The sequence below is a fragment of the Candidatus Palauibacter irciniicola genome (assembly GCF_965208695.1).
Taxonomy (GTDB): domain Bacteria; phylum Gemmatimonadota; class Gemmatimonadetes; order Palauibacterales; family Palauibacteraceae; genus Palauibacter; species Palauibacter irciniicola.
Map to the genome: position 1 here is coordinate 298,190 of NZ_OZ242352.1, position 12,524 is coordinate 310,713.

The window sequence follows — 12,524 nt, forward strand, 5'->3', positions numbered from 1 at the left end:
CCGCGTACCAGCAGCGTGCACGTCTCGAGCCCGCTCCCGGACGACTATCGGCCCGGCACATTACCGGAACTCTTCCTCGACGGGCTCTCGCGGCCCCGCGAGGACGCGGCGCGTACGCGGGGAGCGGACGGCGCGTGGGTTTCGACCTCCACGGAGGACATCGGGCGCCGCGCCCGCGCCATCGCGCTCGGGCTCCGGACACGAGGTTTCACGGCGGGCGACCGCATCGCGATCCTCTCGCAGACCCGCCTCGAGTGGGCCCTGGCCGACTGGGGCATCGTCATGGCGGGGCTCACCTCCGTCCCCGTCTACCCCGTGCTGCCCGCCGACCAGGTCCGCTACATCCTCGCGGACTCCGGCGCGCGCGCGGTGTTCGTGGAAGACCAGGAGCAACTGGACAAGGTCGCGGAGGTAAAGGACGACCTGCCCGCCCTGGAACTGGCGATCGCCTTCGGGGCCGTCACGGCGCCCGAGGGCTCCTCGCTCGCGACGCTGCAGCTCGACGCCCTCTCCGATCTGGGCGAGTCCGCGCCCGAAGCGCTCGCGGCGACGTACGAAGCGCACGCCCGCAAGACGCGTCCGGAGGACCTGGCCACGCTCATCTACACCTCGGGCACGACCGGCGACCCGAAGGGCGTGATGCTCACGCACGGCAACTTCCATTCGAACGCGGACATGGCGCTGCGAGTGTTCCCGATCGACTCCACGCACGTGGCCCTCGCGCTCCTGCCCCTCGCGCACGTGTTCGAGCGCACGGTCGGCCACTACATCATGTGGCGAGCGGGAGTGACCGTCGCGTACGCGGAGTCCCCCAACACGGTGGCCCGCGATCTCGGCGAGGTCTCGCCCACCTTCATGGCCGCCGTCCCGCGCGTGTTCGAGAAGGTGCTCGAACGGGCCGAAGCCACCGCCCGGGAGGCGGGCGGCGCGAAGCAGAAGATCTTCGACTGGGCGCGTCGCGTCGGGGAAGCGCGTGCGATGGCCGAGCTCGAGGGACGCCGGGTGGGGCCGGGTCTCGGTCTCCAGGCCGAGCTCGCCGACCGCCTCGTGTTCTCGAAGCTGCGCGCCCGGACGGGGGGACAGGTCCGCTACTTCGTGAGCGGCGGAGCCCCGCTCGCGCCCGCCATCGCCCGCTTCTTCTTCGCCGCGCGCCTGCCCATCGTCGAAGGGTACGGGCTCACGGAGACTTCGCCCGCCGTCAGCTTCAATCCGATCGACGCCATCCGCCTCGGCACGGTCGGCAAGCCGATCCCCGGCACCGAGATCCGGATCGCCGAGGACGGCGAGATCCTCATCCGCGGGCCGCAGATCATGGCGGGCTACTACAACAAGCCCGAGGCGACGGCCGAAGCCATCGACGGCGACGGCTGGTTCCACACCGGCGACGTGGGCGAGATCGACGACGACGGGTATCTCCGGATCACGGACCGCAAGAAGGACCTCATCATCACCGCCTACGGAAAGAACATCGCGCCGCAGCCCGTCGAGGCGGAGATCAAGCGGCACCCGATGGTGGCGGAAGCCGTGATGCTGGGCGACGGGAGAAAGTTCCCGATCGTCATCGTCGTGCCCGAATTCGAGGCCGTTCGTCCGGAGCTGCACGGGGTCGAGGAAGCGGCGGACGCCGACCTCGTCGCGGACGCCCGGACGCGCGCCATGCTCGAAAAGGCCGTGCGGGACCGCTGCCGGGACTTCGCGCACTACGAGCGGCCGCGCGACGTACTCCTCGTCCCGGGGCCGTTCACCGTCGAGGGCGGGGAGCTGACGCCGACCCTGAAGGTCAAGCGTCGCGTGATCGAGGCCCGCTTCGCCGACGCGATCGAAGCGCTCTACGAGCGGGCCGAGGACGCCATGAGCGGGCGGGAAAAAGAGCGGGACCGCCCGTGAGCGACGTCGTGGCCGGGCTCGTCACGGGGCCCGACCGCGAACAACTCGTGCGGCTGGGACGGACCCTCGTCGGAGAACGGCTCATCGCCTGCCTGAACGTCGTGGACCGCGTGACCTCCGTGTATCGCTGGCAGGGCGAGGTGTGCGAGGAAGCGGAGGCCCTCGGCATCCTCAAGACGACGGCCGCCCGCAGCGACGCCGTGGAGCGGCGCATCCGCGAACTCCATCCCTACGACGTGCCGGAGATCCTCTTCATCTCCGTGACCGCCGGTTCCGCGCCCTACGTCGACTGGGTCTCCGAACAGGTGAGCGACTAGCGCCCCTTGGCAAACCCCCGCCTCAGCGGGTGGCGTCGTTCTCCGAGCGGTACCAGAACCAGAAGATGATCCCCGCCGCCGACCACAGGATCGTGCCTCCGCCGATCCGCATGATCAGCCCCGCGAGCCGCTGGTCTTCCCCCGCGGAGAGCGTCCCCACCGGCGGCGCGAGTTCGTACGTGGCGTAGAAGGGGAGTTCCGCGAAGGTCAGGAAGACGTAGGGCAGCGTCATCAGCACGGTGCTCGCGATCAGGTAGCAGATCCGCACGCCGAGCGGAAAGCGCGGCCGGTGCGGCACCGGGCTCACGACGGGCCACCAGAAGATGAGTCCGCCGCCCAGCCAGGCCATGTCGAGGGCGAGCGAGCCTGCCTGCGAGGCCATGAGACCGTCCACGACCTCCGGCCAGTGCGTCGCGATGACGATCGCGTTGAAGAAGAGCAGCGCGATGAGCGGCCGCGCGAGGAATCCGGGGAGGGAGAGGGCCCGGCCGCCCCGCACGCGCTCCAGCGCCGCGCGCGGAAGCCCCGCGATGAGGAGCGGCGGGGCGAGCAGCGCGATGAGGAGGAACTGCACCATGTGCACCGACGCCAGGTATCCCGAGCCCAGCGCACCCACCGGCCAGTCCAGCGCGATCCAGAGGATGAGCACGCCGCCGGCGAAGCGGACGACCTCGAGTCGCGAAGGCACGGCGCCCCGCGTGAAGGCGCGATAGGCGAGGCACAGGCACGCGACGAAGAGCCAGACGCCCGGGTAGGGGCGCCACGACCAGTCCCACGGGATGCCCTGGGCGGCACACCACCATTGCATCGCGTGCCTCAGCCGCCGCTCGGACCCGCTTCGCCCCCCGGCTTCGACACCGACCGGTTGAGACGCAGGAGCAGCGGAAGGTCGTGCCGCCAGTCGGTCTGGCGCACGCCGCTCGGGTACAGCGCCCGCGCCACGCCGTCGCCCGTGACGGCGACGACCGGCGTCGCGTGTCCCACCAGGTACGGCTCTCCCGCGCCCGGCGGGGGCGAGGTCCCTTCGATCCGCGCGGGCGGAAGGCGGAACCCGGCCTGGATCTCGTTCACCGTCTCCATCTCCCCGTAGAGGCCGACGAAGGAGGCGTCGAAGAGGTCCAGCCAGCTCCGCAGCCGGTCCGGCGTGTCGCGCGCCGGGTCCGTCGTCACGAACACGACTTCGATCTCCCGCCGGTCCGGGTACGAAAGATCGTCGAGAGCGGCCCCGAGCACCGCCATCTGCACCGGGCAGATATCGGGGCAGTTCGTGTACCCGAAGAAGAGCAGCGTGAGCGACCCCGCGGTCTCCCGCCGGAAGTCGAACCGGCGCCCCCGCGAATCCGTCAGGGCGAACTCCGGGGCCTCGAAAGGCTGTTCGATCGCCAGCCCGCGCAACTCCCCCGTGCCCTCCGTGCGGTCGATCGCCGCATCGGGAGAAGCGCAGGCGGACCCGGCGAGACCGACGCCGCATGCGACCGCGGCGGCGGCAACGATGCGCGCCGGTCTCATCCGAACAGTCCCCGGATGAACTCGAGTACCGGGAGGGAGTCGAGGATCACGAGCCCGGTGCCGATTCCGGCGCCGAGCAGGTATCCGAGCCGCACAATGAGGTCGAATTCGCGCTGGCTGATGTCGCGAACAAGGTGTTCGATCCGCTCGATGGAGAAGTTCTCGATTTTCGTCGAGATACGTTCGGCGATCCGGATTCGTTCCGCCACCTCCGGCACGCGGTTGACGATCCAGTCCCAGGCGGGCGTGGCGAGCGTATCCGCAAGCCGTACCGCGGCGTCCTCGTGCAGGAAGCGCCCGAGCCGCCCGATCGGCGTGTGCAGGAGCCGGTCCGCCATCGGCTCGGCGATCGAGTCGAAGAGGACGCGTCCCGCGTCGGACCGGAACCCGGCGGCCAGCGAGGCCGCCACGCGGTCGGCCGGGACGGCGCGCAGCAGGTCCGCCCAGCTCCTCTCTCCGAAGCGTTCGAGCAGCCCCTCGAGGCGGTCGAGCAGGAAGGCCCGCGAGCCCGGATCCCGCGCCGCCCTCACGAGCCACTCGGCCGACGCATCGAGCGCGCTCTCGACCTGGGGATCGCCCGCGCCGCCGATGACCTCCGAAGGAGGGTGCCGGAGGAACTCGACGACGCCGTCGTTCACGTGCCGCGCGATCGCCGTCTGGACCTCCGGTTCTCGCAGCACCCCGCCGAGGCGGTCGGCGCCCTCCTCCCGCAGGGCATCGAGCGCGTGGGTCACGGTCTCCTCGGTCACGATGAGGCGGGCCACGACGCGCTGGTGGAAGCGGAGATCCTGCATGAAGCGGTCGAACAGCTCCCCGAGCACGTGCTCGATCCGCCGCCGCGCATCCGGGTCATCGAGCAGTCGGCCCAGGCGCTCGATCGCGACCGGAAGGTAGTCCTTGATCGCGTGCTCCAGCGCGGCAACGAGCCCCGCGGGAATCAGCTGCTCGAACGTGCGGTGCGGCTGGAGCAGTTGCCGGGCGGCCTCGTCCAGGTGGCGACGCACGGTCGCCTCGAAGGCCGACGAATCGACGAGCCGCGCGAGCCAGCCGTCCATCGTGTCGCGGATGGCCGCGATCCGTTCCGGCTCCAGGGTCTGCGCGAGCGATTCGTCGCTCAGCGACTCCCGGATCGACTCGAGGAGGCGCCCGGCTTCATCCCCGAAGTCCGGGGAGTCCAGCGTCCCGGCCAGGAACTCGCGGCCCTGTCCGAGGATCCGCGTGAGGAGTTCACGGACTTCGGCGAGCGCGGCCTCCGGGAGGAGGTCGGCCAGCGCGGGTTGCTCTTCCTCGCCGAGTTCGACCGCAAGCTCCCGCAGCCGCGCCCGGAATGCGGACTCGAGTTGCCGCAGTTCGGAGGTGATGTCTTCCGGGGTGAGGAGCGCTCCCCCCACGACGCCCCCGACCGAATCCGCCAGCCGCTTCTGGTTCTTCGGCACCGCGCCCTGCAACCACCGCACGGGCCGGCCCAGGACCTTCGGCGGACGGTAGGGATGGAAGATCATCCACACGGCGATCCGGTTCGTGATTCCGCCCGCCAGGGCGCCGAAGGCCACCGTGACGAGGGCGCGCAGCCAGTCGAACTCCATCAGGGCGAAGGCAGCGTGGCGGCAAACCCGTTGAAGTCGAGTACCTCCGTTCCGATGTTGACCACGGCCTCCATGCGGATGAGCGTGCCGTCGCCGGGGTCCTCGCTCGCCAGCGGCCGAAAGCTCCCGCGGACCGTCGTACCCGAGATCTCGAACCGCCAGGCCGCGGCCTCCCCGCCGGCCCGACCCGGATCCGGCGGCTCGAGCGTCACGTCGCCCCACGCCGCGTCGACGCCGTGCAGCCAGGTGTAGGCCACCGCCGGCTGGCGGAGGGTGCCCGCGTGGACGACGAGGCCGTTCCCGAGCGAGTCGGCGAACACGAAGGTCTGGCCATCCGTCGTCGCGACGGGGATGCTCAGCGCCCGCGCGGCACGGCGAAAAAAGAGGATGCCCGGCACCGCCCCGTCGCTCGTCTGCAGCGCCGCGATCCCCAGCGACTCCCGCTGCCCTGTCGGCCCCGTCCAGACGGACACCTCCTCCCCCGCCAGGAGACGCACGGGATCCGCGTCCTCGCCCTCGCCGAACCGGAGACTCACGATCTGGCCGGCGTCGCCCACGCGCACCGCCATCGACGGCGTAGGCAGAAGCCGCCACGCCGCGCGGGCCACGGACACCGTGTCCCGCGAAAGAACGAGGGGCCGCCAGGCGTCTCCCTCCGCGAGGCGCACGTCGTAGTCAAGGCGCAGATCTTCGCCCTCGGCCGTCTGATCGAACGAGCCGATGAACGCGGTCCCGTCGTCGGCGGCGAAGAGAAGGTGCGTCAGATAGCGCGCGTCGACCGCCGGAGTGAGCGGCTCGCCCGCGATCTCCGCGCCGGATTCCGCCGTTCCGTCGGGGGGAGGTCCTGCACACGCGAAGAGGACGAGGACGGCGCCCGCCGCCCCGGGGAGCCAGCGCCCGATCACGTCCCCCCCGGCGCATCCCGCGCGTCCCCGCCGGGAGCGAACTCGGGCAGTCGGGCTCGCGGTCCCAGCGCCCGATCGAGCGACTTCAGCATGCGCCGGATCCGTCGCCGGTTCATGCCGAGATCGAAATCCCGCCTCCGCGCGCGGGAAAACGCTTCGACCCGCGTGAGCCCGTTCGAATCGAGGGCGACCCAGATCGTCAGGTCATCCGACCAGCGCAGGAGCGGAACCGCACACCGGACGGAGATGAGTCCGAGGTCTTCGTCGCGGTGGGCGAGCGTCCACCACCAGCGCCGCCCCACGTATTTCAGCAGTTGGTCCCAGACCCGGGAGAAGGCGATCTCGTAGACGCGCGGCTCGGGCCCGCCCGGCGCGCGGGTGTCCGCCGAATTCTCGTGCAGCCAGCGGGAGCGTCCGCCGGTCTGCCCGCCCTCGGGAGATGCCTCCGTCACCCCGGAAGCCCTCTTTCCCCGGTTGCCCGCGTCCGCCGCGCACGGATAGCTTGGCGATCCGCGGGGCCCGGTTGGCCCGGGCTCCCGGCCCCCGCAGAAAGCAGCACCACTCTCCCGAAACTCTGACGGCTCAACATGCAGGCCATAATACCGTTGGCGGGAATGGGTACAAGGGTCCGTCCACACACCCACACCCGTCCCAAACCCTTACTCCGCGTGGCCAATCGGCCCGTGCTTTCCTACGTCGTCGAGCAGCTCCGAGCCGAGGGCGTGGACGATCTCATCTGCATCACCGGGCACCTCGCCGGCCAGATCCGGGCCTTCATGGCGGAGGAGTTCCCCGGCCTCCCGGTCACGTACGTGGAACAGTCCGTCCAGCGGGGGACGGCGGACGCGATCGCGCTGGCGGAACCCCACGTGACCGGGCCGGTCCTCATCGTGTTCGTGGACACGCTCTTCGACGCCGACTTCAGCGTCCTGCACCGCCACGCGTCCGCGTCCGGCATCATCTGGGCCAAGGAGGTCGAGGACTACCAGCGGTTCGGCGTCATCCTGACGGACGAAGCGGGATTCATGAAGCGGATCGTCGAGAAGCCGTCGGAACCGGTATCGAAGCTCGCGAACATCGGCGTCTACTACGTGAAGGATCACGAGCTGATGTTCGAGGGGATTCGGCATGTGATGGATCGGGACCCTGACCTCGGGGAGTATTTCCTCACGGACGCGTTCCAGTACATGATCGACCGCGGCGCACGTCTCCATACGGCGGAAGTCGGCGGCTGGTTTGACTGCGGGCAGCCGGAAACGCTGCTCGAGACGAATCGGGTGATGCTCGAGCGCGGACACGGAGGGGATCCGGACCTCCCGGATTCCGTCACCGTCGACGGGGCCATCGCCGTCGCCGCCGACGCCGTCGTCGAGACGTCCGCGGTCGGCCCCAACGTGAGCGTCGCAGCCGGCAGCCGGGTCCGGGGTTCGCGCCTCCGCCACACGATCGTCGGCGCGGACAGCGTCATCGAGGACTGCGATCTGATAGATTCCCTCGTCGGGGACCGCGTGACGCTTCGAGGCGTGCGCGGCAGAGTGAGCGTGGGAGACGACGGAGTCGTCGAAGGCGAGCGGACGTGAGCCAGGACGAACTGATATACGACTGGAATGCGCTTCCGGGGAGCCACGACTACGCGGCGACCCGGGTCGAACTGGATGACGAGACGCTGCGCGACGGCCTCCAGAATCCGTCCGTCAAGGACCCGCCCATCGAGAAGAAGATCGAACTCCTCCACCTGATGGTGGACCTCGGCATCCACGCCGTCGACATCGGCCTTCCCGGCGCCGGCCCCCGCGCCTACGAAGCGTGCCTGGCGCTGGCTCGCGAGATCGTCGATGGAGGGCTCCCGATCGAGGCCAACGCGGCCGCCCGCACGGTCCGGGCCGACATCGAACCCGTGGCGCGCGTCCAGCAGGCGACGGGTCTGGACATCGAGGTCGCCACCTTCATCGGCAGCTCGCCGATCCGCCAGTACGCCGAGAACTGGGATGTGGACCAGATCCTCGCTTCGTCGCGCGACGCCATCGAGTTCGCCATCGGCGAGGGACTCGAGGTCATGTACGTGACGGAAGACACGACGCGGTCGCGGCCCCGGACGCTCGCCCGGCTCTTCTCGGCCGCGGTCGAGGCGGGGGCCCGCCGGATCTGTCTCGCGGACACCGTCGGTCACTCGACGCCCCACGGGGTGCGGCGACTTGTGCGGTTCGCGAAGGACATCGTGGCCGGCACGGGAGAATCCGTGAAGATCGACTGGCACGGACACCGCGACCGCGGCTTCGGGCTCGCGAATGCGCTGGCGGCGATCGAGGAGGGTGTCGACCGGGTGCATGCCACCGCGCTCGGGATCGGCGAACGGATCGGCAACGTCGAGATGGACCTGCTGCTCGTGAACCTCCACCTGCTGGGAACGCACGACCACCCGATCGACCGGCTGTCGGACTACTGCCGCCTCACGGCGGAGATGTGCGGGGTCGACGTGCCCCACAACTATCCCGTCATCGGGGACGACGCGTTCCGGACGGGGACGGGCGTGCACGCGGCCGCGATCATCAAGGCCATGCAGAAGGGGGACGGCTGGCTGGAGGACTGCGTCTACAGCGGCGTCCCCGCTTCGATCGTGGGGCGGAAACAGATCATCGAGATTTCTCCGGTGTCCGGTCTCAGCAACGTCCGCTTCTGGCTGAGCCAGCACGGATACGACGCCGGGGACGAAACCCTGTGCGAGGCGGTGTTCCGGCTCGCCAAGAAGTGCGATCGCACCCTCTCGCAGGAGGAGATCGAAGCCGAGATCGCGGGCGTCGAGGCGGCGCGGGCATGAGACGCCGCACCGCGTCGTGCGGCGCGCTCGCCCTTCTCTCCGCCGGGGCCCTGGCGGCGCAGCAGCCTCCGGCCGCCGACCCGCCGGAGGTGCCCGCGGGCGTGCCGGTCGTCGTCCTCCCGGTGCAGTCGGCCGTCCCGGACGGCGAGGGGGCGTGGGCCGGGGGGACGGGGAGCGCGGCGCGCACGATCGACCTCCTCAACGCGGAGATCGAGTTCGCGTTCGGCGAGGAGGAAGGGGCCGCGCACTGGGCGCTCGCGCCCGCCGTGGAGGCCCGCCTGGCCCGCAACCCGACGATCGGCGTCGACCCGGGGCGGCTCGCCTACCGGGGCCTGCTCGCCGCGCCGGACGCCCGGGCGCAGCTCTACGAACCGCTCCACACGCAGCTCCGCCAGGTGGCCGCCCTGTTCGGCGCCCGCCTCGTCGTCCTGCCGCTCGCGGTGTCGTACCGGGAGCGCCGGGCCGTCCTGCAGCTCGCCGTCATCGACGTGCGGCGCAGCGCCGTCCTCTGGCACGGCGCCGTCGCGGGGGCGGCCGCGGAGGCCGCGTCGCCGTTCGCCCTCACCACGCTCGCGTTGCGCGTGGCCGACCGGCTCGCACCCTCGTGACGATGAAGACGCCGCACGACGTTGTGCTGATCCCGGGGGACGGCATTGGCCCGGAGATCGCCGAGGCCACGCTCGCGATCCTGGAGGCCGCCGGCGCGCCCATCCGCTGGCGCGAGTGCCTCGGGGGCGTCACCGCCATGGAGACCGTCGGAGAGCCGCTGCCGCAGGCGACCCTCGAAGCGATCGAGGCGACCGGCGTCGCGCTCAAGGGGCCGCTCACGACCCCCATCGGCTCCGGCTTCCGGTCCGTGAACGTCGCGCTCCGCAAGCACTTCGATCTGTATGCGAACGTCCGTCCGGCGGTCACCCTGCTTCCGGCCGCGCGCTATCCGGACGTGGACCTCGTGATCGTGCGCGAAAACACGGAGGGCCTCTACGCCGGGATCGAGCACTTCATCGGGATGGAGAACGACCCCCGCGCCGTCGCCGAATCCGTCATGCTCATCACGCGCTACGGGTCGCGCCGCATCGTGCGCTTCGCGTTCGAGTACGCCCTCGCCCACGGCCGGCGTCTCGTGACGCTCGTCCACAAGGCGAATATCCTCAAATACACGCAGGGTCTCTTCCTCGAGGTCGGGCGCAACGTCGCGGCCGAGTACGAGGGAAGGGTGGAATTCGACGAGAAGATCGTGGATGCCACGGCGATGCAGTTGGCGCTGGATCCGTACCGCTTCGATGTGATCGTGACCGAGAACATGTTCGGCGACATCCTCTCGGATCAGGTGGCCGGACTCATCGGCGGGCTCGGCTTCGCGCCGGGGGCGAACCTCGGCGAGCGGGCGGCGATCTTCGAGGCGGTGCACGGATCGGCCCCGGACATCGCGGGGCAGGGGATCGCGAACCCCACCTCCCTCCTGCTCGCGGGCTGCCTCCTGCTCGACCACCTCGAAGAACGCGAAGCGGCCGCGCGCATCCGCGCCGCCCTGCACCGGACCCTGCAGGAGGGCGCCGGCTATACTCCGGACCTCGGCGGGTCCGCGGGCACGGCGGAGTTCGCCGCCGCGGTGATCGAACGACTGGATGCCGCGGGTGAATGACCGGCGCGGAACGACCGGCACGGAGCGGGAACCGATGGAAGAGCTTCACTTCAAGGGCGTGATGTGCGGCGCCTGCGGCCTGATGTTCCCCAAGGGGCAGTTGGACGCCGACGACTGGTGCGAAGCCTGCGGGCCGCGCATGCAGCGGCGCATGCGGATCTGGCGCCACGTGGTCGCCGCGGGCATCACGCTGCCCTTCGGCGTCTGGGTCGTGGTCTGGCTCCGCGCCTCCCCCGAACTCGGGTTCCTGCCCGCGTACGCGTGGGGCCTGCCGCTCGTGGCCGCGTACTATCTCGGTTTCCGCATCGGCCGCGAGGTCGTGAAGGGCTACACCCGATGGCGGCTCGCCCGATAGGCGCCCGGCGCGCCGGCGTCCGGACCGTGCTGGGGCTTCCGGCCGCGGCGCTCGCCACCATGGTCGGCGTCGTCCTCGTCATCAACGCGCACGTGTACGGCTGGCCGGGCGTCGTCGGGGGCCTCCTCCTCGCCGCCGCCGGCGTCGCGCTCGGCGTCCATTGTTTCCGCGCGGATTCGTCCGCCGTCCCTCGTCCCGCAGCCACGGGCTGCCCGGAATCCGGAGAGATTCACGAATGACTTTCGAAGGTGTCGACTACTTCAATCTCGATGCGCTCCTTCACGAGGAGGAGATCGCCATTCGGGACCTGGTGCGCGAGTGGGTGGACCAGGAGGTCCTGCCCATCATCGGCCACCACTACATCGAACGCACGTTCCCGCGGGAACTCATCCCCCAGATGGGCGAACTCGGCTTCTTCGGGGCGAACCTCCCCGAGGAGTACGGCTGCGCGGGCCTCAACAACGTGGCCTACGGCCTCATCATGCAGGAACTCGAGCGGGCGGACTCGGGCATCCGCTCCTTCGTCTCCGTACAGGGCGCCCTCGTCATGTATCCGATCTTCGCCTTCGGATCGGAGGAACAGAAGCGCGAGTGGCTGCCGCGGCTGGCGAGCGGCGAGTCCATCGGCTGCTTCGGCCTCACCGAGCCCGACTTCGGCTCCAACCCCGGCGGCATGATCACGAGGGCCGTCGAGGACGGGGACGAGTGGATCCTCAACGGCGCCAAGATGTGGATCACGAACGGCTCGATGTCCGACGTGGCGGTGATCTGGGCCAAGACCGGAGACCTGGACGATGTCGGCTCGATCCGCGGCTTCATCGTCGAGACGGGGCGCGACGGCTTCTCCGCCAGCGACCAGAAGGGGAAACTCTCGCTCCTGGCCTCCGACACCTCCGAACTCGTTCTGCAGGACGTGCGGGTGCCGCGCACGAACCTCCTCCCCGGCAGCGGGGGGCTCAAGAGCCCGCTGAAGTGTCTCACGCAGGCGCGCTACGGGATCTCGTGGGGCGCCGTCGGCGCCGCCATGGCCTGTTTTCGGGAATCGGTCGACTACGCGAAGAACCGCGTGCAGTTCGACGGCACGCCGATCGCGCAGACGCAGATCCAGCAGGTCCGGATCGCGGACATGCTCACCGAGATCACGAAGGCGCAGCTCCTCTGCCTCCGGCTCGGCCGGATGAAGGACGAGGGCACGATGCGGCCGCAGCACGTCTCCCTCGCGAAGCGAAACAACGTGAACATGGCCTGCGAGTGCGCCCGCGAGTCGCGGCGCCTGCTCGGCGCGAACGGGATCCTCGCCGAGTACGCCTCGATGCGTCACATGGCGAACCTGGAGTCGGTCTATACGTACGAGGGCACGCACGACATCCACTCCCTGATCCTGGGACACGACGCGACCGGGCTGCCCGCCTACAACTGACCGGCGCGACGAGCGAGGTTCGCCGGGCTCTGGCCCGCATTCGTCCCGGGCCGCACGTTTCCTCGCCCAAAACGACCCGTTT

At 70.3% G+C, this 12,524-nt stretch carries 14 protein-coding genes; 9 read left to right on the plus strand and 5 right to left on the minus strand.

Annotated elements, in window-relative coordinates; translation table 11 throughout:
• The first annotated feature begins 15 nt into the window (after positions 1 to 15).
• Positions 16 to 1,887: an AMP-dependent synthetase/ligase gene (locus tag ACOGI9_RS01295; RefSeq protein ID WP_419858106.1), complete on the plus strand. Its 1,872-nt coding sequence runs from the start codon at positions 16 to 18 to the stop codon at positions 1,885 to 1,887.
• On the plus strand, positions 1,884 to 2,204 hold the full coding sequence (cutA, locus tag ACOGI9_RS01300; RefSeq protein WP_419858107.1) for a divalent-cation tolerance protein CutA: 321 nt from the start codon (positions 1,884 to 1,886) through the stop codon (positions 2,202 to 2,204). Before ACOGI9_RS01295 ends, cutA begins: the two co-directional genes overlap by 4 nt.
• 22 nt (positions 2,205 to 2,226) lie before the next feature.
• Here cutA and ACOGI9_RS01305 read toward each other — a convergent pair whose 3' ends face one another.
• The 5 genes from ACOGI9_RS01305 to ACOGI9_RS01325 are packed head-to-tail and all read right to left on the minus strand — an operon-like array spanning position 2,227 to position 6,656.
• Positions 2,227 to 3,012 carry a cytochrome c oxidase assembly protein gene (locus tag ACOGI9_RS01305; protein ID WP_419858108.1) on the minus strand — a complete coding sequence of 262 codons (786 nt, stop codon included), beginning with the start codon at positions 3,010 to 3,012 and terminating at the stop codon, positions 2,227 to 2,229.
• Between the two features lie 8 nt (positions 3,013 to 3,020).
• Positions 3,021 to 3,713, minus strand: coding sequence for an SCO family protein (locus tag ACOGI9_RS01310; RefSeq protein ID WP_419858109.1), 693 nt, complete (start codon positions 3,711 to 3,713; stop codon positions 3,021 to 3,023).
• Positions 3,710 to 5,299: a DUF445 domain-containing protein gene (locus ACOGI9_RS01315; protein ID WP_419858110.1), complete on the minus strand. Its 1,590-nt coding sequence runs from the start codon at positions 5,297 to 5,299 to the stop codon at positions 3,710 to 3,712. The genes ACOGI9_RS01310 and ACOGI9_RS01315 overlap by 4 nt, the downstream gene beginning before the upstream one ends.
• The gene (locus ACOGI9_RS01320) at positions 5,299 to 6,204 is read right to left on the minus strand and encodes a hypothetical protein (RefSeq protein WP_419858111.1); all 906 of its coding nucleotides are present in this window, start codon (positions 6,202 to 6,204) and stop codon (positions 5,299 to 5,301) included. The genes ACOGI9_RS01315 and ACOGI9_RS01320 overlap by 1 nt, the downstream gene beginning before the upstream one ends.
• Positions 6,201 to 6,656 (minus strand): DUF1499 domain-containing protein, encoded by a 456-nt coding sequence (locus ACOGI9_RS01325; protein WP_419858112.1) that lies wholly within the window; start codon positions 6,654 to 6,656, stop codon positions 6,201 to 6,203. Before ACOGI9_RS01325 ends, ACOGI9_RS01320 begins: the two co-directional genes overlap by 4 nt.
• A gap of 135 nt (positions 6,657 to 6,791) precedes the next feature.
• Here ACOGI9_RS01325 and ACOGI9_RS01330 point away from each other — a divergent pair, with 135 nt between their 5' ends.
• Genes ACOGI9_RS01330 through ACOGI9_RS01360 form a run of 7 tightly spaced genes read left to right on the plus strand, consistent with a single transcriptional unit; the run spans position 6,792 to position 12,442 of the window.
• Positions 6,792 to 7,784, plus strand: coding sequence for a sugar nucleotidyltransferase (locus tag ACOGI9_RS01330; RefSeq protein ID WP_419858113.1), 993 nt, complete (start codon positions 6,792 to 6,794; stop codon positions 7,782 to 7,784).
• Positions 7,781 to 9,022: a LeuA family protein gene (locus ACOGI9_RS01335; RefSeq protein WP_419858114.1), complete on the plus strand. Its 1,242-nt coding sequence runs from the start codon at positions 7,781 to 7,783 to the stop codon at positions 9,020 to 9,022. The genes ACOGI9_RS01330 and ACOGI9_RS01335 overlap by 4 nt, the downstream gene beginning before the upstream one ends.
• Positions 9,019 to 9,630, plus strand: a complete 612-nt coding sequence (locus ACOGI9_RS01340; protein ID WP_419858115.1) for a hypothetical protein — start codon at positions 9,019 to 9,021, stop codon at positions 9,628 to 9,630. Before ACOGI9_RS01335 ends, ACOGI9_RS01340 begins: the two co-directional genes overlap by 4 nt.
• A 2-nt stretch (positions 9,631 to 9,632) precedes the next feature.
• Entirely contained in the window at positions 9,633 to 10,667 is a 1,035-nt protein-coding gene (locus ACOGI9_RS01345) for an isocitrate/isopropylmalate dehydrogenase family protein (RefSeq protein ID WP_419859220.1), read from the plus strand.
• Positions 10,651 to 11,022 (plus strand): hypothetical protein, encoded by a 372-nt coding sequence (locus ACOGI9_RS01350; RefSeq protein WP_419858116.1) that lies wholly within the window; start codon positions 10,651 to 10,653, stop codon positions 11,020 to 11,022. Before ACOGI9_RS01345 ends, ACOGI9_RS01350 begins: the two co-directional genes overlap by 17 nt.
• 26 nt (positions 11,023 to 11,048) lie before the next feature.
• Complete coding sequence (locus tag ACOGI9_RS01355; protein ID WP_419858117.1) at positions 11,049 to 11,261, plus strand: hypothetical protein; 213 nt, start codon at positions 11,049 to 11,051, stop codon at positions 11,259 to 11,261.
• Positions 11,258 to 12,442 (plus strand): acyl-CoA dehydrogenase family protein, encoded by a 1,185-nt coding sequence (locus ACOGI9_RS01360; protein ID WP_419858118.1) that lies wholly within the window; start codon positions 11,258 to 11,260, stop codon positions 12,440 to 12,442. Before ACOGI9_RS01355 ends, ACOGI9_RS01360 begins: the two co-directional genes overlap by 4 nt.
• The last annotated feature ends 82 nt before the right edge of the window (positions 12,443 to 12,524 follow it).